At 66.7% G+C, this 19,760-nt stretch carries 17 protein-coding genes and 1 tRNA gene; 10 read left to right on the top strand and 8 right to left on the bottom strand.

The window, feature by feature from the left end; genetic code table 11:
• Positions 1-120: 120 nt before the first annotated feature.
• Both folP and trxA read left to right on the top strand, forming a co-directional pair.
• A complete protein-coding gene (gene folP / locus HRU76_01785) occupies positions 121-939 on the top strand; it encodes a dihydropteroate synthase (protein QOJ19058.1) in 819 nt (272 codons plus the stop codon).
• A gap of 81 nt (positions 940-1,020) precedes the next feature.
• On the top strand, positions 1,021-1,350 hold the full coding sequence (gene trxA / locus HRU76_01780) for a thioredoxin (protein QOJ16395.1): 330 nt from the start codon (positions 1,021-1,023) through the stop codon (positions 1,348-1,350).
• Between the two features lie 141 nt (positions 1,351-1,491).
• On the opposite strand, the gene ccsA is transcribed toward trxA, so the two are convergent.
• The 4 genes from ccsA to HRU76_01760 form a co-directional block, all read right to left on the bottom strand.
• On the bottom strand, positions 1,492-3,567 hold the full coding sequence (gene ccsA / locus HRU76_01775) for a cytochrome c biogenesis protein CcsA (protein ID QOJ16394.1): 2,076 nt from the start codon (positions 3,565-3,567) through the stop codon (positions 1,492-1,494).
• Positions 3,564-6,053: a hypothetical protein gene (locus HRU76_01770; protein QOJ16393.1), complete on the bottom strand. Its 2,490-nt coding sequence runs from the start codon at positions 6,051-6,053 to the stop codon at positions 3,564-3,566. The genes ccsA and HRU76_01770 overlap by 4 nt, the downstream gene beginning before the upstream one ends.
• 185 nt (positions 6,054-6,238) lie before the next feature.
• Positions 6,239-6,312 (bottom strand) — tRNA-Met (locus HRU76_01765).
• A 52-nt stretch (positions 6,313-6,364) separates the two neighbouring features.
• On the bottom strand, positions 6,365-7,144 hold the full coding sequence (locus tag HRU76_01760) for a nucleotidyltransferase domain-containing protein (protein ID QOJ16392.1): 780 nt from the start codon (positions 7,142-7,144) through the stop codon (positions 6,365-6,367).
• Between the two features lie 105 nt (positions 7,145-7,249).
• On the opposite strand from HRU76_01760, the gene typA reads away from it, so the two are divergent.
• Both typA and HRU76_01750 read left to right on the top strand, forming a co-directional pair.
• Positions 7,250-9,127 (top strand): translational GTPase TypA, encoded by a 1,878-nt coding sequence (gene typA, locus HRU76_01755; GenBank protein ID QOJ16391.1) that lies wholly within the window; start codon positions 7,250-7,252, stop codon positions 9,125-9,127.
• A 113-nt stretch (positions 9,128-9,240) separates the two neighbouring features.
• Positions 9,241-10,428 carry a cysteine desulfurase gene (locus tag HRU76_01750; protein ID QOJ16390.1) on the top strand — a complete coding sequence of 396 codons (1,188 nt, stop codon included), beginning with the start codon at positions 9,241-9,243 and terminating at the stop codon, positions 10,426-10,428.
• Positions 10,429-10,499: 71 nt separating this feature from the next.
• Here the strand turns inward: HRU76_01750 and HRU76_01745 are convergent, their stop codons facing one another.
• Genes HRU76_01745 through HRU76_01735 form a run of 3 tightly spaced genes read right to left on the bottom strand, consistent with a single transcriptional unit; the run spans position 10,500 to position 14,108 of the window.
• Positions 10,500-12,398, bottom strand: a complete 1,899-nt coding sequence (locus HRU76_01745; GenBank protein ID QOJ16389.1) for a hypothetical protein — start codon at positions 12,396-12,398, stop codon at positions 10,500-10,502.
• A gap of 43 nt (positions 12,399-12,441) precedes the next feature.
• On the bottom strand, positions 12,442-13,281 hold the full coding sequence (locus HRU76_01740) for a GNAT family N-acetyltransferase (GenBank protein ID QOJ16388.1): 840 nt from the start codon (positions 13,279-13,281) through the stop codon (positions 12,442-12,444).
• Positions 13,278-14,108, bottom strand: coding sequence for a hypothetical protein (locus tag HRU76_01735; protein ID QOJ16387.1), 831 nt, complete (start codon positions 14,106-14,108; stop codon positions 13,278-13,280). The genes HRU76_01740 and HRU76_01735 overlap by 4 nt, the downstream gene beginning before the upstream one ends.
• Positions 14,109-14,224: 116 nt before the next feature.
• Here HRU76_01735 and HRU76_01730 point away from each other — a divergent pair, with 116 nt between their 5' ends.
• Together HRU76_01730 and HRU76_01725 are read left to right on the top strand one after the other, a co-directional pair.
• Positions 14,225-15,550 carry a hypothetical protein gene (locus HRU76_01730; GenBank protein ID QOJ16386.1) on the top strand — a complete coding sequence of 442 codons (1,326 nt, stop codon included), beginning with the start codon at positions 14,225-14,227 and terminating at the stop codon, positions 15,548-15,550.
• A 57-nt stretch (positions 15,551-15,607) separates the two neighbouring features.
• Positions 15,608-16,150: a hypothetical protein gene (locus HRU76_01725; GenBank protein QOJ16385.1), complete on the top strand. Its 543-nt coding sequence runs from the start codon at positions 15,608-15,610 to the stop codon at positions 16,148-16,150.
• 41 nt (positions 16,151-16,191) lie between these two features.
• Here HRU76_01725 and HRU76_01720 read toward each other — a convergent pair whose 3' ends face one another.
• Positions 16,192-16,707 carry a molybdenum cofactor biosynthesis protein MoaB gene (locus HRU76_01720; GenBank protein QOJ19057.1) on the bottom strand — a complete coding sequence of 172 codons (516 nt, stop codon included), beginning with the start codon at positions 16,705-16,707 and terminating at the stop codon, positions 16,192-16,194.
• Between the two features lie 67 nt (positions 16,708-16,774).
• Between HRU76_01720 and acpS the strand changes: the two genes are divergently transcribed.
• The 4 genes from acpS (at position 16,775) to HRU76_01700 (ending at position 19,751) form a co-directional block, all read left to right on the top strand.
• A complete protein-coding gene (gene acpS, locus HRU76_01715) occupies positions 16,775-17,164 on the top strand; it encodes a holo-ACP synthase (GenBank protein ID QOJ16384.1) in 390 nt (129 codons plus the stop codon).
• A gap of 68 nt (positions 17,165-17,232) precedes the next feature.
• Positions 17,233-18,021, top strand: a complete 789-nt coding sequence (locus tag HRU76_01710) for a hypothetical protein (protein ID QOJ16383.1) — start codon at positions 17,233-17,235, stop codon at positions 18,019-18,021.
• A 25-nt stretch (positions 18,022-18,046) separates the two neighbouring features.
• Positions 18,047-18,394 (top strand): small basic protein, encoded by a 348-nt coding sequence (locus HRU76_01705; protein QOJ16382.1) that lies wholly within the window; start codon positions 18,047-18,049, stop codon positions 18,392-18,394.
• Between the two features lie 193 nt (positions 18,395-18,587).
• Positions 18,588-19,751 (top strand): aminotransferase class I/II-fold pyridoxal phosphate-dependent enzyme, encoded by a 1,164-nt coding sequence (locus tag HRU76_01700; protein ID QOJ19056.1) that lies wholly within the window; start codon positions 18,588-18,590, stop codon positions 19,749-19,751.
• Positions 19,752-19,760: the final 9 nt, after the last annotated feature.

Here is a 19,760-nt window from a genome sequence, read left to right as displayed (position 1 = left end):
TCGCGCTTCCGTCGCGTCACGTGCGAACAATCGACCGTGACCAGACCCCCCAACGTGCCCGCGCCGGATGGCTGGCAGATCGGCCCTGACCGCGAACTGTCGCTCGACCGCCCGCGCCTGATGGGGGTGCTCAACGTCACGCCCGACAGTTTCAGCGATGGGGGCATGTTCTTTGACGCCGAGACCGCGCTGGACCGCGCCCTGTCGATGATCGACGAAGGGGCCGACGTGATCGACGTGGGGGGGGAATCCTCGCGTCCCGGGGCCCGCCGCGTGTCGCCCTCGGAGCAGATCCGCCGCGTCACGCCCGTCATCCGGCGCATCCGGGCGCGGAGCAGCGTGCTGATCTCGGTGGACACCACCAGCGCGGACGTGGCGCGGGCGGCGCTTGATTCAGGCGCGGACATCATCAACGACGTGTCGGCGGCGACGGACGATCCGGCCATGCTGCCGCTCATGGCCACGCGGTCGTGCGGTGTGGTGCTGATGCACCGTCGCGTCGCGCCGGAGCAGGATTCCTACAGCGACCGCTATGCGCAGGAGCCCGCCTACGACGACGTGGTGGCGAGCGTCCGCGAGCACCTGCGGCGGCGGATGGCCGACGTAACCGCGGCGGGCGTGGGGCATCGAAGAATCGTGCTTGATCCTGGACTGGGGTTCGGCAAGTCGGTGGCGCAGAACTACCGGCTGGCCGCCCGGATCATGGACATGGCGTCGCTGGGACGTCCGGTGCTCAGCGCCGCCAGCCGCAAGTCGTTTCTCGGTCGCGTAAGCGGCGTGGACACGCCGGCGGCGCGTCTGGAGGGTACGTTGGCGATGAGCGTGGCTCATTGCCTGATGGGCGTGCGGTTGTTCCGGGTGCATGATGTTGGAGCGCACCGCCGCGCTCTGGCGGTGGCGGAGGCGATTCACGCCGCCGGCGCCGCCACAGGGTCGTGATCGTGGAACGATCTTCAGCGCCGGATAGGATCATTCCTGACCACGGTTGTCAGGACACGCAACGCAGCAAGGAGCATCAGCATGGCCGGTCCCGCGACACTCGAGTTCACCGACAGCAACTTCGACCGCGAAGTGATCAACTCGCCCGTCCCCGTGGTGGTGGACTTCTGGGCGGAATGGTGCATGCCATGCCGCATGCTGGGGCCGACCATCGATCAGCTGGCCGCCGAGTTCCAGGGCAAGGCCAAGGTGGGCAAGGTGGATACGGACTCCAACCGCGACGTGTCGGTGAAGTTCGGCATCCAGTCAATTCCCACCGTCATGGTGTTCAAGGACGGCAAGGTGACCAAGAAGTTCGTCGGTCTGACGAACAAGGAAGACCTGAAGGCGGCCATCAACGCGGTGCTGTGACGGAGGCGAGGTTGTCTGGCAGGCACTGGCCCTGTTGACGCGTCGCAGGCGCATGATCGGGCGTAATCCCATGCACGGTCGCGCACGCCGCCCCGCATCGCGGCGTCGTTGGCTGCATCCACCCGCCGAAGTCGCCCTTGCTCACGCGTAACTGTGCAGCCCGGCGATCTTGAAATTGATGAAGATCCAGTTGAAGAGCATCACCACGCAGCCGAAGAGGACGAGCAGGGCGGTCCAGAAGCCCTTGTCCTTCACCTTCAGCCGCACGTGAACCAGCACCGCGAAGACGATGAAGGTGTTGAGGGCGAAGACTTCCTTCGGATCCCAGCCCCACGGGCGGCCCCAGGAATGGTCAGCCCACATGGCGCCCATCACGATGCCCGCCCAGAGCAGGATGAACGAGAGTTCCATCAGGATCATTGTGGCCCCGTCGAAGACCTGCCCGACGGTGAGGCGGGAGGGGGAGGACCGTGCTGAGTGCCGTGTGCCGAGTGCTGGGGGGCTCTCGGCAGTCGGTTGTTGGGTGTCGGTGTTGACGGGTGACGGCTGAGAGCCGACGGCCTCGCCTCCGCCCAGTGCGATCAGCGTTCCCGCCCCGCCCACGCGGGCGTAGTGGTGCGTGCCGCCGAAGCCGTTCAGCCGCGCAATGAAGCGGTAGATCATGTACAGCCCGGCCACGATGGCGGCCATGAAGATCAGGGCGTAACTGAAGATGATGACGTTGGTGTGGATGTAGAGCCACACGTCATCCAGCACGGGCATGCGGTTGGAAATGTTGGCGTTGAGGGCCTGAGGCAGGAAGTGAGCGGCCATGAGGGCGGTCATCGACCCCGCTGCGCTGCCCAGGGCGAACAGGTTGCGCATCCCCGTGCGCCAGACGATCATCTCCATGATGATCGCGCCGCACCCGCCGAACCACGCGGCGGTGGTGACCGCCTCGAACATGTTGGAATTGGGCCAGCGGTCGGCCACGTACCAGCGCAGCAGCAGGGCCGCGGTCTGAAAGGCGAAGGCCAGCAGGAACATGGCCATGCCCGCGGCGTGCGCCCCGCGCCAGCGGTAGACCACGCCCATGAGCAGCGGCACCATCGCCAGCAGATACACCACCCAGTTGAGCGTGAACCAGTGGTGATTGTTGAAGTACATGCTCTCGAGCGCCAGGGCGTCGAAGCGCCCGATGACCAGCGCCCCGGCCTGCATGAGGCAGAGAGCCCCGGCGATCATGGCCCCGAGCAGCCCCAGGCGAGGCCGCGCCGTGGCGAAGCCGAACGCCCCCATGCCGAGGAAGGCGGCAATGGTGAGGATGGCGGCGACCCACGCGGCGGCGGCGCCATCGCCCGAAAATGACCACGGCCAGCCGGTGCGCGCCCCGCTTGGGTACAGCGCGGGGTTGATGTGACGCGCGGCGGCGGCGAGACGATCGATGGCGCGGTTGACGGCGTCAGCGTCCTGGCGCCGCCAGCCGTCGCGAAGGGTCTCCCAGGCGCCGCGCACGTCGGCTTGCATGGCGGCGTCGAAGCCGGGAGTCCCGGTCCAGTCGGCGCCAATGAACTCGGCGGGGGTGAGCCAGGGGTCCAGTTCGCCGCCCCCCGGCTGCGGAATGAGGCGCAACCCGCCTTCGAGGTTGGCCGGATGCATCATCTGGCGCGCGAAGTCCACGTCCTCGACAAAGCGGGCGGTCTTGATGAGGTCGCCCCGCAGCGCGCTCATCTCGGCGTTCACGTCCCGGCGGCGGAGAATCGACTCGGCGATCAGGCCGGTCTTCATGAAGCGATCCAGCCGCGACGAAAGGTCGGCGGTGAGCGCCGGGTCGCGGCGCATGGCCTGCACCAGGCGCTCGCGCACGATCTTCTTGGGCACGTAGATCACGTCCCGCTCGAAGTAGTTCTCCGGGCGGAACATCATGTCAAGGTAGGTGAAGGTGCGGTGCTGGCCTCCGATGCGGTGCGGGCCGGTGATGACCTGCATCACCGCGGTGGTGAAGGAGTCGAGCGACTTGAGCCGTCCGTTGGAGTGGACCGCGAGGTGGCCGAGAGCGGTGAGATTGACGCGACTCTCGAACGAGCCGCCCGCCGCCGCGCCGCTCGGGGCGCGTTCGACGGTTCCCGTGGGCTGCTGAGCGAGAAGATCCGGTGAGACGACGAGGACGACGGGAATCAGCAGCAGCACGGCGAGGCGACGGAGTCGTCCGGTGCGATCAATGGTGATGGATGTCATGACGCCTCCTTTCCCGTCAGCGCCGGTTCGCGCGCGGGTGACGTCGCGCGGGTTGACATGGAGCGTACAGTCGAGGCCGTCGCCTGCGCCTGCAGTTGCTTTCGCCTCTTGAACATCGGCTTCACATAGAAGGCGTAGAGCATGCCGATGACCGCCACGACGCAGCCGAACAGTTGCGTGTACACGCCCTCGCGGTTGCCCACGCCGAGCACGGTGTAGTTGCGACCGCGCGAGGCGACCTCGCCGGCGGCCCGCGGCGCGTCAGGCGGATCCCACATGGACTGGAAGAACCAGTACCGACGGAACTCGCCCGGCTTGTTCACCGACACGTTGATCGGTTCAGTCAGGCCGTCTGCCGCCGCGAACCGAATCACGCTCCGCCAGTCGCGCACGCTGACGTTCGATCCCGTGAAGCCGCCCACGTGCTCCTCGAGCACGAAGTCCTCCAGCACCACCGGGGCGGGCAGTTCCATGCGGCGGCGCGAGAAGATCACTTCGATGGAGCGTCCATCGGAGAGCCGCACCACGGTGGGGCGGTAGGCGAAACGTCGCAGGGCGGTTGGCGCATTCTCGAAGGGGTAGTCATGGAAGGGCAGCCAGTACGAAACCGGCCTCGCCGGGTCGCGGCCCTCGAACTCGACCTTCACCATGCGCAGTCGCATGTCCAGATCGCGGTTCCGCTGCTCACGAGGCACGACGACCGGCCTGGTCACCTGCCGCGGTCGGGCCACGTACTGATCCACCACCATCGACAGGTTGGGGAAAAGCTGCACCCGCGTGTTGAGCGGGAGGTCGCGCAGTTCGGTGCGATCCGACTCGGCATCCGCGATCACGATGCGGAGCCGATTCTCCGTCGGGCCGGCGACGATCGTCATCAGGCGCGGGCGCTGTGAGCCGATATAGCGCATCCGGATGCCGGGGTCGGTCGGAATCTCCGTGCGCGCCCCCGTCGCCGCGTCCACCGACTGGTCAAGCGAACGATCGGCGTCGCTGGAGACGAACCGCACGTAGGATGCGTCGCCACGCTTTACTTCCACGATGGCGGCGGACTGGGACGGCCCGGATTCCATTGGGATCGAGTCGATCAAGTTCTGCACGCGAATGGCGTATTCTGTGCCCTCGATGGGGATGAACGGGCGTTCGGCCCGGTCGAGCTTCAATTCAGGCACGGACCACTCGCGCATGACGGGTTCACGTCCATCGCCGCCCGGCACTTCGACGACCAGTCGTCCGGGCGTGGTCGCGCGGTGCGCGTCAATCTCACGCTCATCATCCACCCACTCGAAGCCGAGCAGGTCGTTGCTGGTTGTGGGGTCAAGCGCCTTCATCTCCACGCGCAGCGTCTGATTGTCGGCGGAGATCAGGCGCAGCGTGATGGAAGGGTCGAAGCGGTCGCCTCCGCTCACCAGGCCCGGCGCCAGGTCGGCGTATCGCAGGTAGCTGTCAATGCGCAGATTCATGCCGGGCAGCGGATCATCGACCGCGACGGGCGGCACGATGATGCCCAGGGGATTGAGTGCGGGAATGGAGCCCGGGGCCACGGGCCAGATCTCCGCGTAGTCGTCCACTGAGTCGTTGTAGCGGGGCAGGCCGTGGATGGGCCGCTCCACCCACTCGGTCCGTCCGACCTCGCGCAGGTAGAGCGCCTCGGAATGAGCGAGATAGAAATATCGCTGCGGCGCGTACTCGAGCGACATCGAAAGGTCGGGGTCGACCAGTTTCTCGCCAGTCACGCGTACGGCGCGGCCCTGACCCGGCAGCACGTCCTCGGTCAGGTCCGGGTGACCCGCGAGCAGTTGCCGCATGAACGTGCGATCGGCCCGCGTCACCTGCACGGTGACGCTGTACGCGCGTCGTCCCGCCGCGTCGCCGGTGAGCAGCTCCCAGTCGGGGTCGATGTCCACCACGCGGTACTCGGCGCGGCGGTCGCCTTCGCCCGCGGTCACGCGCATGCCCGGCTGGGCGATCATGTGAAGCGGTTCATGGTGCGGCGAGCGAATCACCACCATCCGCCGCGCGATTGGGGCGTCGCCCTCCACTTTCAGCGTGAAGTACCAGACTGATCCGAGGGCGAGGATGATGATGCCGGTGTGGATCATCCACACGCCGTAGTTCACGGGTCGAAAGCGGATGCGCCGCAGCGTCGTCACGGTGATGTTGAGACAGATGAGCGCAATGAGCAGATTGAAGGGCCACCAGTGAAACCACTCGAACTCGGTCATTTCCGCCCATCGCTGCTGCCGCGGAACGATCTGATCCCAATTGTCGAGGTCGAAGACGTTCAGCGAAATGGGATACAGAATGCCCGCCGAACCGACCGACGAGTACACGAACAGGATCGAAAGCAGCGTGATGCCGAATCGCACGCTGCTGAACAGGTCGTAGATCGCTTGGATCGGAGCAGGAAGTCGCCCACGCCCGGCGGAGAGCATCGGTGCGGCCGCACTCGGAGGCGGCGTGGACGGCGTGGAAGCGGAATCGGGCATCGAATGGTCCCGGGTGGTCGTGCGGCCGAGGCAGCGTGGCTCGGCGACTTTGTGATTCTAGTCACAAAGTCGGCGCGCCTCTGCCCGCGCGACGCGGCCCGCTGAGCGAGGAAGCGATTGCCTGAGAATCGGGGTCGTGGGCAGGTCGCCTTCCAAATGAAAGCCCCGCGCCGGGCGCGGGGCAGTGCCGATAGGTGGACTCGAACCACCGACCTGAGGTTTATGAATCCTCCGCTCTAACCAGCTGAGCTATATCGGCGTCAAAACGCGGCGAAACCGCGTCCCGGATGCTAGGCGAGGAGGGTCGCCGGTCAACCGATCGGCGTCGCTGGCGAGCCGGTTTCCAGGGCATCCAGGGTCTCATCGAACCAGGCGAGGCACGCCGCGTGCTTGCGCTCCAGATCTTCCAGATCGACGATCAGCGACAGGTCATTCACACGCTCCGCCATGCCGGGCGGCAGGTCGTCGTGGAGATATCGCAGACCATAGTCGAACCGTTCGGGGCAATGCCGGATGCGCAGCAGTTCCACCAGCGGGCGCAGCGTGAGGGCGTGATAGAACGCCACGGCTTCGGCGGGGTTCCTGCGCCGGATGCTCTTGCGGATCAGATGCTGGAACATGACGAACTTCACCCGCAGGTCAGCGAGTTTGGCGTCAATCTGCCGCTGATGGACCGCCCGGTCGAGCGTTGCCGGCTTCACCAGTCCCTCGCGGTCGAACAACACGGTGGGCGTGCCGTGCCGCTCCGGTTCGAGGAACCAGTTGCTGGTGGTCCGTTTCATGAGCAGCACATCCACCATCAGCCATTGGGGCGCATCCGTCAGTTGGTAGAAGACCTGCGAATGGCCGTGCCATGCTGGTTCGGGGACGCGGTATCGAAGCGCGATGGTTGAAAGGGTTGTGAGCGTCGCCTCCACGAGTTTGATGGCGACATCGACGGCGTCATCCTCCACAAGCAGCATCAGGTCGATGTCGGACCATTCGTCCAGCCGCCCGGTGGCCTGGCTGCCCGCCAGCCATGCGGCCTTCACCTCGAGGGACTGAGGCAACGACCTGGAGAGTGCATCGATGAGATGCTCGCGTGAGATCATGATCCTCCTACACCGAACGGGTCGATCCGGCTGCATTCGCGGCACGTTTCGGGCTGACGCCGATGCGCAGACGCCGCATTTCCGCGGGCTATCATCACGGCTTGCATGAGCCGCACCGCTGACCCATCCTTGCGCAATGTCGCCATCATCGCCCACGTCGACCACGGGAAGACCACCCTGGTGGACTCGATGCTGACGTACGCCGGCACGCTGGAGAAGACCGCCGACACGCCTGACTGCGTGCTCGACTCGAATCCGCTTGAGCGGGAGCGGGGCATCACCATTCTGGCCAAGAACTGCTCGATCGTGTATCGCCCGCGAGGCGGGGGCGCTGGCGCACGGGCGGGACAGGCCTATCGCATCAACCTCATCGACACGCCCGGCCACGCCGACTTCGGGGGCGAGGTGGAGCGCGTCCTCAGCATGGCGGATGGCGCGCTGCTGCTGGTGGATGCATTTGAAGGCCCCATGCCTCAGACGCGATTCGTGCTGTCCAAGGCGCTCGCACTGGGGCTGAAGATCGTCGTGGTCGTGAACAAGTGCGACCGCCCCGACGCGCGTCCCGACGCCGTCGTCAACGAGGTCTTCGATCTGCTGGTGGCGATGGGGGCCAGCGATGAGATTCTCGACTTTCCCGTCATCTTCGCCGCGGGGCGCGAGGGATGGGCGTCCACGTCGCACGACGCGCACGACGGCACCGTGGCGCCGCTGCTGGACACCATTCTCGATCGCGTGCCGCCGCCCTCCGGCGATCCCGATGCTCCGCTGCGGCTGCTCATCACCACCATCGATTATTCAAGCTACGTCGGGCGCATCGCCATCGGACGGGTTCATTCCGGCGCCATCCACAGCGGCGACCGGGTGGCCATCTGCCGCAAGGATGGTTCGATCGAAAGCGCCCGCGTGATGCGGCTCAACCGCTTCGAGGGACTGGGGCGTCTGGCGGTGGACACGGTGGAAGCGGGCGACATCTGCGCGGTCGAAGGGCTTGGCGACTTCGAGATCGGCGACACCATCGCCGACCCGGATGATCCCCGTCCGCTGCCCCGCGTGGCCGTGGACGAACCCACGTTGCACATGATCTTCCGCATCAATGATTCCCCCTTCGCCGGCAAGGAAGGTCGGTTCGTCACCTCCCGCCAGATCGCCGAGCGGCTGGAGCGCGAGCTGCGATCCAACGTGGCCTTGCGCGTTGAGCCGGGCGAGTCGGCGGATGAGTTCCTCGTCTCGGGAAGAGGGTTGCTGCATCTGGGCGTGCTGCTGGAAACGATGCGGCGCGAGGGGTATGAACTCTCGGTGGGACGCCCCGAGGTCATCGAAAAGGTCATCGACGGCGTGGTCTGTGAGCCGATCGAGCGGCTCACGCTGGACGTGAAATCCGAGGCGATGGGCCCTGCGCTCGAGCTGCTGGGCATCCGCGGCGGCGAAGTCACTCACATGGAGACGCGCGGGGACCGCATGCACGTGGATGCAGAAATCCCCGCCCGCGGGCTGATCGGGCTGCGCTCGCGCATGCTCACCGCCACGGGAGGCGAGGTGGTCATGTACCACGCCTTCAAGGAGTTCGCCCCCGTCCGCAGCACGCCTCGCAAGCGCACCAACGGCGTCATGGTGGCGGTGGAGGCGGGTACGGCCACCACCTACGCGCTGCTCAACCTGTCCGAGCGGGGCATGATGTTCGTCAAGCCCGGCGATCCCGTCTACGTGGGCCAGATCGTGGGTGAAAACAGCCGTGACAACGACCTGGGCGTCAACGTCGTCAAGGCCAAGCAGCTTTCCAACGTGCGCGAGAGCAACAAGGAAGCCACTGTTGTGCTGAAGGCCTCGCGCACCATCACGCTCGAGGCGGCCCTCGAATACATCGAGGATGACGAGTACGTGGAGATCACGCCCCAGTCGGTGCGTCTCCGCAAGAAGATGCTCAACGAGAGTGATCGAAAGCGGGCCGACCGCGCCGAGCGCAGCCGGCTGGTGGGTACGTGAGGGCGTGATGACGCGTGATCTGTTCATCGCCGCGCAACGCGCTGGCGCATCAATGCATCCGCATGATTGATTCCATCGATCCCCGCGCCTGAAGCACCCTCCTACGATCCCCCGTGCGGACGATTTACCTCGACAACAACGCCACCACGCGGCCCCTGCCGTCGGTGGTTGAGGCGGTTCACGAGGCCCTGACCGACCTCTGGGCCAACCCGTCGAGCATCCACCGGGCCGGGCAGCGCGTGCGGCAGCGGATGGAGCTGGCCCGCGAATCGGTGGCGCAGCTGATCGAGGCGTCGCCGCGCGAGATCATCTTCACCTCCGGCGGCACCGAGAGCACCAACCTGGCGATCGTCGGTTCGCTGCACGCGCAGCCAGCCCCCGCAAGGCGCGTGGTGGTGACCGATCGACTGGAGCACAGCGCCACGCGCGATCTGGCCTCATCGCTGGCGGAGCGCGGCGTGGAAATCATCTGGCTGCCGCTCGATGATCGCGGCCGCGTGGATGCGCTCGCGTTGGAGCAACTGCTGACGCAGCGCGCCGGCGAGGTCGCCGTGGTCTCCGTGCAGTGGGCCAACAACGAGACGGGTGCGGTCCAGCCCGTGCGGGAGATCGGGGAAGCGTGCCGGCGGCACGGCGTGCGCTTCCACTGCGATGCCACGCAGTGGGTGGGAAAGATGCCGACCAGCGTCGCGGACACGCCCATCGACCTGATGACGTTCTCGGCCCACAAGTTCCACGGGCCGAAGGGCGTGGGCGCGCTGTATATGCGGCGGGGGGTGCGAATCAGCCGCGAGATCATCGGCGGGCCGCAGGAGCGCGAGATGCGCGGCGGCACGGAGAACGTGCCCGGCATCCTCGGCTTCGGCGCGGCGGCGGAGGCGGCGCGCATCTGGCTGGCGGAGGGGGCGGAAAGCGGGCGCGACGGCGTCGACGCCCTGCGCGGCCTGCGCGATCGCTTCGAGCGCATGGTGCTTCAGCGCGTGCCCGACGCGGTGGTGAACGCCGCCGGAGCGGAACGTCTGTGGAACACCAGCAACATCGCCTTCCCCCGGCTGGAGGCGGAGGCGATTCTGCTGCTGCTCTCGGAGCGCGGCGTGTACGCCAGCGCGGGGGCGGCGTGCTCATCCGGGTCGCTGGACCCCTCGCCCGTGCTGCTGGCGATGGGCATGCCGCCTGAACTGGCTCACGGGTCGATCCGCTTCTCGATCTCGCGCGAGACGACGGCGGAGGAACTGGATGAGGCGGTGGAGGTGATCGCGGCGTCGATCGCGCGGCTGCGGTCGAACCTGGCGGCGGTGTGAGCCGACGAAGCGGCGTGGGATGTGGATCAACGTGCCGCCCGGTGATGTGCGGCGCTCGCTCACTCACTCACTCACCAGTCCGACGACTCCGGCGGAAACTTCTCCCGCACCGGCTTGAATGCCGGGCCGCGCAGTTTCGCGCCCACGTCGGCATCGTGATAGAACACGGCGGGGTCGTAGCCGAAGTCCTCGACGCAGACTTCCATCGCGGCCATCACGCCCCGCACATCGCCCTTCCAGGCGTACACGATCACCTCGAAGAAGGGGTCATCGTCGCGGTCGGTGGACTCCTGCGCGACCGTCAATGCCTCGTCGGCCTTGCCGAGGAACAGACAGGTGCGGATGAAGCCGTCCTCGAAGGCGACAAGATAATCCTCCTCGGTGGTGATCGCCTCGCGGTGGGCGACCAGCACCTCGTAGCACCGTGCGTGCTCGCCGAGTTCGGAAAGGGTCTGCGCCAGCCGCAGCGCCACGAACGGGTCATCGGGCGCGTCCTTGCAGCGTGCCTCCAGCAGGCGCAGCCGCTCTGACGCGGTGATCGGATGATCACATTCCTCGAGCATGTAGTCGAAGGCGGCATCACGCTGATCGGCTTCGAGATACGCCTCGACAGCGCGGCCCAGCTGCACCTGGCAATCCCAGAACAGCCGCCGGGCTGCCGTGCGGTCCTCCGCCTCCGTCAGACCGCTGAGGGCGCCGCGCGCCAGCAGGGCGGCAAGGCCCGGTCGATCCCGCAGATTCTCCACGTGGGCAAGGTAGTAGGTAATGAGCGGCTCGTTCGCCAGGTGCTGGCTCATGGCGTGAACCAGAGATTCCAATCGAATGGGGTCGCCTGTGTCTGCGGCGTCGTCGGCAAGAACCCGGAATGCCTGCGCCGGGTCCGGCGCGGCCTGTATGTGCTTGATCAGCGAATCGAGGTCATCGTCCGCGGGCACCGACCAGAAGTAGGCGTGAAGCAGGTCCATGGAGTCAGGCGCCTCACGCAGCCCACGCTCGTAGGCGGCCCGTGCCTCCGTCGGCTGGCCGAGTCCGTCGTGTGCAGCGGCCAGTTGAAGCAGCCCCTCGGGGTCATCGCCCACGCGATCGAGATACTGGCGGGCCGCCGCCAGGGCTTCCTCATGATGTCCCTCCATGTTCCACGCCACGGCGCGCAGATAGTGGAGAATCGGCATGTCCGCGTGGAGCGACTCCGCGGCGTCGGTCATGCGCAGAGCGTCCTCGGTGCGGTGGGCGCCCACGTAGCATCCCGCGAGCAGCATGCGCCGCAGCGCCTCGATCATGGGCGGAAAGTCCGCATCCTCCAGGTCATCGAGCAGGATCTCGGCGGCTTCAAGGGCCTCGCCCTGCAGCCGCTGGGCGGCCATCATCAACTGCTGAAAACGAGAGACCCAGGCCGGCGGCACGCCCTCGCCCATCTGCGAGGCGGTAACGCCCATGATCATCGAGGTGCGCATGCCGGCGTCGAGATCCTCAAAATCGCCGATGCGCCACGTTCCGCCGCTCCGATGCAGCCACCATCGCATGGTGGATCCGTAACCCGCGGTTCCGCGCGTGTAGGTGATGGCGACGATCCGGTCCGGCGCGGACGCTTCAACCTTGCGCAGCGTGACCTTTCCATCCGGGAACGACCATTGATTGCGCGACAGGCCGCGTTCGACGCCCTCCCGAAGCCCCGTCAGGAACGGTTCGCGATGCTCCAGCAGGTTGGATGGCACCAGCCCCGTGGCGACCGCGTGATCGAGCAGGGCGCTGACGTCCAGACAGTCGGCGGCTTCGGCGGCGCGCCCGCCCGATGCCGCATCGTGGAAACGCTGCAGCAGGGTCAGGATGGCGGAGCGTTCCGCCTCGTCGGGTGATGCCGCACGCTCCTGCGCCACGACTGCGCCGCTCAAGGCCATGAGCGGAATCAGCCACGAAAGGAGCGTGAGTCGGCGTGCCCGTGAAATGAACGTCGTATTCCGTGTGATCATGTCGCCAGTATCCCAGCGCGGCCCGTGCGCCACAAGCCCATGCTCACCCGGCGTCGCGATAGAACGGATGATCGGTCCAATCGGGCGGCAGCCAGAGCTCACGGTCGCAGAGCGGCTCCAGGCCGCCGCGGCGCAGGTTTCGTTCGCTGGCCGACCCCGCCGCGACAAGCGAGCACACCAGGTCAGCGCCCAGTTGCCGTGCCAGGTCGATCCGGTGGCGGATCAGTGCTGTTTGAACACCTCGTCCCCGGTGCCGCTGCACGGTTGCCCCACTATTGAGCCACCCCACGCCTGCGACGACGTGCAGCGCAGCGGTGCCGGCGACCTCGCCTTCCACGATAGCGACCAGCCGCGTCAGGCCAGGGGCGCTGGCGGTGCGTCGCAGTCGATCCAGGCGCTCCACACGGGTTCCGCCATCCTCGGGCCAGGTTTGCATCTGGATGTCGAGGAACGATTCGAGCAGTGGGCCGACCGCGTTCTCGATTCGGATGCTGGTGGGCTTGGATGGCTGACCCCCGACCGATCCGGCCAGAAGCCGCCGGGTCAGCCCCGGCATCGTCTCCTCCGCGCAGCCGGCTTCTCGAAGCGCCGTCCGCACGTCGGTCCCGGCACGGGGCGGCGCCAGGTCGAAGCGGGGCGGGATGCCATGATTGGTGAACCACTTCGCAATCGCTGGAATGTGCCCGATGTCCTGCTCGCTCAGCCCGATGGCGCGATTGAAGAACGTGTTCGGAATGCCCCGGCTGATGAACGCGGTGACGCCCCCGAACACGGCGTGCGCATCGCCCGGCGCCGCGGCCAGGGCGTCCATGGTGCGGCGAATGACCGCTTCGGCGTGCTCCACGCGCGCGGTCAGATCGATGAGTCCGGCGTCATGCGTCATGACCCACCCAGAACCTGACGCTGCAGGCGGGTCTGCTCGTCGGTGATCTGCTGAAGTCGGGCCATCCACTGATTGAAGGCGGCTACGTCGGCATCGTCCTGAAACATCACCATGCCGGAGGCGCGATCAAGCTCCCAGCGGCCCCATCGTGCGCGGAGCAGCCGCAGCAGCCCGCGCATGGCCTCGCACAGATCGGCGTCGGTGCGCCGAATGGCGAGCGTGACGGGGAGCTGCGAGGAATCACGGAACCGCGCCGCCGCCTCGCTCGCCTCACGGGCGCCGATGCCCGCCTCCAGCATCAGCGTTTCGAATCGGGCTGGCATGGCGGCGTAGGCGTCCGACAGGGTGGTGTTGGCCAGATCGAGGGCATCGATCAGCTCAAGCCGCTCGTCGATGCGGCGCGGGGAGGGCAGGGATTCGACGGTGAGTCCGCCGGCCTGCTCCAGCCGGTTGAGCGCGGCGGCGTACGCCTCCAGCGAAGGGCGCAGGGTGTCGAGGGCGGCCGCGGCGGCGTTCAGAGCGGAACGCCCGTCGCTGGAGTTCATCCGCTCCGCGCTGCGCCGCATCGCGGCGAGCATACGGTCCAGCCCCGTCGTGTCGGTGCGCACGAATCCTTCCGACTCGATCTGGCGCAGGACGTCGTCCCGCATCGCCTGGCTCTCGGCCCGCAGGGATTCGAGTTCGGCCTGGTCTGACTGCCGCTGCGTCGCCAGGCCGCGCAGCATGAACATCAGCCCGAAAGGCGCGCTGAATGCAATGGCTCCGCCCACGCAGATGGACACGATGACCAGCGGGCCAGTCCGGTGTTTGGCGACGGGCGGCGTCATGCGCGGAACCCCTGCGTCAGCATCAGGCGGACAATGCCAATGTAGCCGCTTGTTCCGAAACGTGCCATCCGTACGTGAATTTGCAACACGTTGCGGTCGGTCAGTAGGATGCCGACATGAGCAACCTGACCTTGACACTGGTCGCCCGGCTTGTGCTGTTCGGCGTGGCTACCGCGATCGCGTCGCCTGCGATCGCGGATGATGATCTTGCGGCGCGGCTCGATCGGATCGAACGGGAGATTCGCCTGTTGCAGGGTGAACCGGGCGGGGCGGGCTGGTCCGCCGATCGAAGCCAGGCCGTTCGCGACCTGGTCGCCGACGTGCTGTCGGATGCGGACAGCCGCTCCATGCTGCGGGATGAACCCGTCTCCGCCGGATGGAAGAACCGTTTCTACCTGGCTGATCCGAGCGGTGCGTTCCGTCTCGAAGTTCTCGGGCGCCTGCAGGTGCGCTACGTCTGGAACCACCAACCGGACGAGGCGACGGACGGCGACCGCGCCGGGTTCGACATTCGTCGCATGTTCCTGGAGTTCCAGGGGCACGTGGTGGACCCTTCGTGGCGCTATCGGATCATTACGGCGATGAGTTCGACCGGCGTCATGGGGGTCAACGACGCCACGATCACCAAGGAACTCGGCGAGGGCTGGTCGCTCACCTTTGGTCGCTTCAAGCTGCCGTTCATGCGCGAGGCACTCATGTCGAGCAAGCGGCTGCTGGCGGTGGACCGGTCGCTCATCCATCAGGCCTGGACGCTCGGACGGGCCGGCGCCGTCATGGTGGAGTACGAGCATGAACGGTGGCGGATGAGCGCGGCGGTCTCCAACGGCGAGAACACCACGCTTGCGCCCGCCCTGGCGGAGGACACTGAGTTCGCGCTTACTGCTCGCGGGGAGTTTCTGCTGGCCGGGGCGTGGGGATCATTCAACGATTTCACGAGTTTCCGGGGAGACGAAGCGGGCGTGATGCTCGGCGTCGCGGTCCATGCCGAGCGGGATGAATCCGGCACCACGTTCAACCCCGGTACAGGACTGGGAAACGATGACGAGAGGCGGTTCTTCAGTTGGACCGCGGACCTATCCGTGGAAGGCGGGGGGTGGAACCTGTATGCCGCGGCAGTGGGGCGTCACACCGATCGGGACTCCGGAAACCTCGATGAATACGGCTTCCTCGTTCAGGGCGGCGTCTTCGTGACCGAGGATCTGGAGTTCTTCGCACGCTACGAATGGGCGGATGATGACACCGACGCCGATGAGCTGAGCGTGGCGACCATCGGCTTCAACCGCTACTTCCACAAGCACACGCTCAAGTGGACCACGGACGCGGGATACGGGTTCAACGGGGTCAATGGTTCGTTCCCGTCGTCCGGCGCGGGCTGGCGAGTGGATGGCGTCGGTGAGGACGGGCAGATCGTGGTGCGCAGTCAGCTGCAGCTGCTCTTCTGAGTCGTGAAGCGGTCCGAGGGTGGAGGAAATGAACGTTGGTGCGGGCAATGATCCTGCGTGCCCACCGCCCATGAGATCAAGGTTCGGCTGCGCGACATTCGCCAGTTGTTCAACTCGATGGATCCTTCGCCCTTTCACGAGAAGGATCTGGATCACGATGCCGAAGAGTTCATCGTGGGCTGGGCGCGTGAGTTCCCACGCGACGCCCACGTGTCCCTGGTCATCACGTTGGATGAACCCCCGCTGGACGCCGATCCCTCCGCATCGGTGGGAGAGGCCGTGCGCAACTACTTCGAGTACCAGTCGCAGGTGAAAGGACGTGAGTTCCGTGACCTGATGCGCCGCGGCCGCGCCAGTCTCTTCATCGGGCTGGTCGCGCTGGCGCTCTGCATCACTGCGCACATCGAACTGGAGCGACTGTTCGGCGAATCCGCCGCGGTGCAGGTGATCGGCGAATCGCTGCTCATCGCCGGATGGGTGGCGATGTGGCGGCCGATCGAGATCTTCCTCTACGACTGGTGGCCCATTCGCAACGCCCGACGGTTGTTTGAGCGGTTGTCGCGCATGCCCGTGCGGGTGGAGTTGCGCCAGCCGAGGTGAGGCCGCGAGCGATCCTGGGGATGCGGACGTGTTCGCCCCGGCTAGCGCGTTCGCTCCCAGACCAGGTGCGCCAGTTCCGGACCGATGAGCCGACGCATCGCCGTTTCAACCGCGTTGACTGATCCTGGAATGGCGAACAGGAACACGCCGAGCCAGGCCGGATCGGCGTCCGTCGCCAGTCCCCCCACGGCGCGGCTGAGCATGGCGCTCGATCCGACTTCGTGCCACGAGAGCATGCGGAACAGTTCGCCGAAGCCCTCCAGTTCGTGGGTCAGGAATGAACGGACCACCTCGATGGTGGTATCACGGCGGGCGATTCCCGTGCCTCCCGTGGTGATGATGGCGTGCAGATCGCGGCGGCGCAGCCAGTCAGCCAGCGTCGTCCGGATCGCGCCGGGCTCATCCCTGACGATGGCTCGGGCGACGCTTTCATGTCCGAACTCGCCGAGAATCTCGCGCACGCGGCGCCCGCCCGTATCCGTGTGTTCGTTGCGGGTGTCGGATACCGTCAACACGGCGCATCGCACGGGCTCATGCCTGGCGCTGGCGGCGGCCATCTCCTGGTGGGATTGCGACATGACCGCATGGTAGTCGGCGGAGGGCCTCGCGCCGATACCATCTGCCATGCGCATCATGGGACACGGCATCGACCTGGTGGAGATCACCCGCATCGCCCACATGCTGGAAACGCACGGTGAGCGCTTCCTCGCCCGGTGCTTCACCGCGGGTGAACAGGCCTACGCCGAACAGAGTCATCGGCTGCGAGCCGAACGGTACGCCGCGCGGTTCGCGGCCAAGGAGGCGGTGCTCAAGGCGCTCGGCACCGGCTGGCGGGACGGCATCGCCTGGACGGACGTGGACGTGACGCGCGATCCCGCGGGCCAGCCGGGCGTCCGGCTGAGCGGGCGATCGGCGCAGATCGCCCGCGAGCGCGGGATCACCGGGTGGCTCCTGTCGCTCAGCCACAGCGATTCCCACGCCATCGCCAGCGCACTGGCGGTGGGAAACGGGTAGAATGCCTGTCATGACATGACCGCCGCCGCGGCCCCGGAAGGCGCACCATACGCGACATGGAGGTTGCCATGAAGACCGGCCGGCCCGTTCTCTACGAGTTGCTCTCAGGACACGACGCCCCGCGTGCCGCCGCGCCGGAGGTCAACGGTCACACGCCCCATCATCGGCTGAGCGAGGCGGTGGTTTCGCCTCACGATCCCGTGCGTTGGTTCGCGCCGGGGCGTTCGATCCGTGTGCCGGTGGGATACGTGTTCCTGGTGATTGCAGGGGTAATCGCCGTGGCGGCCGGGGCGTACATGTTCGGGTACACGCGGGGCGCGAATGATGAGTCCGCCCGCCGGGCCGAACTCGTCGCTGGTGAGACCGAGCTGGCTGCCTTGGCGGCACAGCAGGGCATCCGGGGTGGAGGCGCACGAGACGCGGGAGGCAGCGGGGGGACATCCGGCGCCGCCAACCGTCAATCCGGAGGGGGTGGATCCATCGACGCACGATCGGGCTCTGTGTCGGACTCCGGCTCACGTCCGTTGACCCCCTCCACCCCAGCCGGTTGGGGTCCGATCGAGTCCGACCCACGACAATCGGGGCTCAACTACTTCTACCTGGTCCAGAAGACCACTAAAGCCGGTGCGACCATGGTGGCGGAGTTCTGTCGGGCCGACGGGCTTGAAGCGTACGTGGTGCCTGCGAATAATGGACGCGACTTCGACGTGTTTGTGGCTCCGGGCCATGCGCCCGAGGCAAGGCAGAGCGCGACCGTCAAATCGCTCGAGTCGAAGATCAACGAGATCAAGATCAAGTGGAAGGCCCGCTTCGGGCGGGATGAGATCGGCATCAGTCTCGAACGCTACCGCGGCTGACCCGCACCGAACACGAGAGGCGACCATGAGTCTGCACCCCAGTCTGAAGTCCAAGTCCGGCGCGCTCGAGGCGCATCGCAACGTGCTGACGCGACCCGAGCGCATCGCCAAACTGACCGAAGGCGGTCGGTTCGAGGCGGGCCGAAGCGATCCGATCCATCTGCCCAAGGTGCGCAGCATCAAGGTCGTGACGGCGAAGAAGAAGAAGGAGGCGGCCGAGGGTGACGCCGCCGCCGCTCCGGGCGCGACGCCGGCCGCCGGTGCTGCCGCCGCTCCGGCCGCCAAGGGCGCCGCCGCTCCCGCGAAGGGTGCTGCGGCCGCTCCCGCCGCCAAGGCCGCCGCCGCTCCTGCCGCCAAGGGTGGAAAGAAGTAATCTGTCCGGCGAGGCGTGCCGTGCGGTTGATGCCGGCCGTCTCAGCGGCTCGCATGGTTGTCTGCCTGCGGTGACCAGGCGCGGTCGCGTCACATCGCAGGTCCAGTCAGGCGAATCACGTCAGGCGTTCACCGCGATGTCCCCCTGCTGACGCGCGTGCCTTGGCGTCATTGGCCTCGTATTGTCCAGCATGATGACTTCACCCTCGCCGCTCAACGTCGATCGACTGCTTTCCTCGCGCTCGCGCTCGATCGACCCCTCGGGTATCCGCCGCGTCTTTGAACTCGGTGCGAAACTGAAGAATCCATACAACTTCTCGATCGGCCAGCCGGATTTTCCCGTGCCGGAGCCGATCAAGGAGGCCGCGATCCGCGCCATCCGCGAGAACCGCAACGGCTACACCGTCACCCAGGGTTCGCCGGACCTGCTGCGCCGCATCTCGGAGCACCTCAAGCAGGATGTCGGTTGGAACGTGCCGTCCGATGAACTCGGACTGACCGTCACCAGCGGCACCAGCGGGGCGATTTACCTCGCGCTGCTGTCGATTCTGGACGCGGGCGACGAAGTCATCGTGCCCGATCCGTGGTTCGTGATCTACCCCAGCATGACCACCATGTGCGGCGGGAAGCCGGTCCCGTGCGACACGTATCCGGACGGAAAACTCACGGCCGCGCGGATCGAGCCGCTGCTGACCGAGCGCACCAAGGCAGTGATTCTCAACTCGCCCGGCAATCCCTGCGGCGCCGTCAACAGCACGGACGAACTGCGCGACATCATCGAGCTCTGCGACCGGCGCGGCGTGCTGCTGATCTCCGACGAGATCTACGACGCCTTCACCTATGACGACGCGCGAGAGAATGGCGCGTGCCCCAGCCCCGCGCGAATCAGCGACCGCGTGCTGCTGGTGCGAGGGTTCGGCAAGACCTACGGCTGCACCGGCTGGCGACTGGGCTATGCGGCCGGGCCCAAGCGGCTCATCGAGCAGATGACGAAGATTCAGCAGTACACCTTCGTCTGCGCCCCCTCGATCGCGCAGGCGGGCGTGGCGGCGGCGTTCGACGTGGACATGTCACCCCAGGTCCGCGCGTATCAGCGCAAGCGCGACATGGTGGTCGAAGCACTCGCGCCGATCACGACCATGCCCGCCATGGGCGGAGCGTTCTACGCCTTTGTGGAGGTGCCCTCGCGCCTCGGACAGACCGCCAGCGCCTTCTGCGAGAAGGCCATCGAGCGCAACGTGCTCATCATTCCCGGCAAGGTCTTCAGCCGGCGCGACACGCATTTCCGGCTCAGTTACGCCGTGCCGGACGAGATGCTGCGGGGCGGGTTGTCAATCCTCGCGGACCTGATGCGTTAGTCGGCGTTT

Source organism: Phycisphaeraceae bacterium (assembly GCA_015709595.1).
Taxonomy (GTDB): domain Bacteria; phylum Planctomycetota; class Phycisphaerae; order Phycisphaerales; family SM1A02; genus CAADGA01.
Note: the sequence above shows the minus strand (reverse complement) of the source record. Positions and strands in the feature narration are given on the sequence as shown.

What these genes read in the sequence shown, in the direction of transcription:
- folP (QOJ19058.1), top strand. Translation starts at nt 121, where the DNA reads ATGGGGGTGCTCAACGTCACGCCCGACAGTTTCAGCGATGGGGGCATG.
- trxA (QOJ16395.1), top strand. Translation starts at nt 1,021, where the DNA reads ATGGCCGGTCCCGCGACACTCGAGTTCACCGACAGCAACTTCGACCGC.
- ccsA (QOJ16394.1), bottom strand. Translation starts at nt 3,567, where the DNA reads ATGACATCCATCACCATTGATCGCACCGGACGACTCCGTCGCCTCGCC.
- HRU76_01770 (QOJ16393.1), bottom strand. Translation starts at nt 6,053, where the DNA reads ATGCCCGATTCCGCTTCCACGCCGTCCACGCCGCCTCCGAGTGCGGCC.
- HRU76_01760 (QOJ16392.1), bottom strand. Translation starts at nt 7,144, where the DNA reads ATGATCTCACGCGAGCATCTCATCGATGCACTCTCCAGGTCGTTGCCT.
- typA (QOJ16391.1), top strand. Translation starts at nt 7,250, where the DNA reads ATGAGCCGCACCGCTGACCCATCCTTGCGCAATGTCGCCATCATCGCC.
- HRU76_01745 (QOJ16389.1), bottom strand. Translation starts at nt 12,398, where the DNA reads ATGATCACACGGAATACGACGTTCATTTCACGGGCACGCCGACTCACG.
- HRU76_01740 (QOJ16388.1), bottom strand. Translation starts at nt 13,281, where the DNA reads ATGACGCATGACGCCGGACTCATCGATCTGACCGCGCGCGTGGAGCAC.
- HRU76_01735 (QOJ16387.1), bottom strand. Translation starts at nt 14,108, where the DNA reads ATGACGCCGCCCGTCGCCAAACACCGGACTGGCCCGCTGGTCATCGTG.
- HRU76_01730 (QOJ16386.1), top strand. Translation starts at nt 14,225, where the DNA reads ATGAGCAACCTGACCTTGACACTGGTCGCCCGGCTTGTGCTGTTCGGC.
- HRU76_01720 (QOJ19057.1), bottom strand. Translation starts at nt 16,707, where the DNA reads ATGGCCGCCGCCAGCGCCAGGCATGAGCCCGTGCGATGCGCCGTGTTG.
- acpS (QOJ16384.1), top strand. Translation starts at nt 16,775, where the DNA reads ATGCGCATCATGGGACACGGCATCGACCTGGTGGAGATCACCCGCATC.
- HRU76_01710 (QOJ16383.1), top strand. Translation starts at nt 17,233, where the DNA reads ATGAAGACCGGCCGGCCCGTTCTCTACGAGTTGCTCTCAGGACACGAC.
- HRU76_01705 (QOJ16382.1), top strand. Translation starts at nt 18,047, where the DNA reads ATGAGTCTGCACCCCAGTCTGAAGTCCAAGTCCGGCGCGCTCGAGGCG.
- HRU76_01700 (QOJ19056.1), top strand. Translation starts at nt 18,588, where the DNA reads ATGACTTCACCCTCGCCGCTCAACGTCGATCGACTGCTTTCCTCGCGC.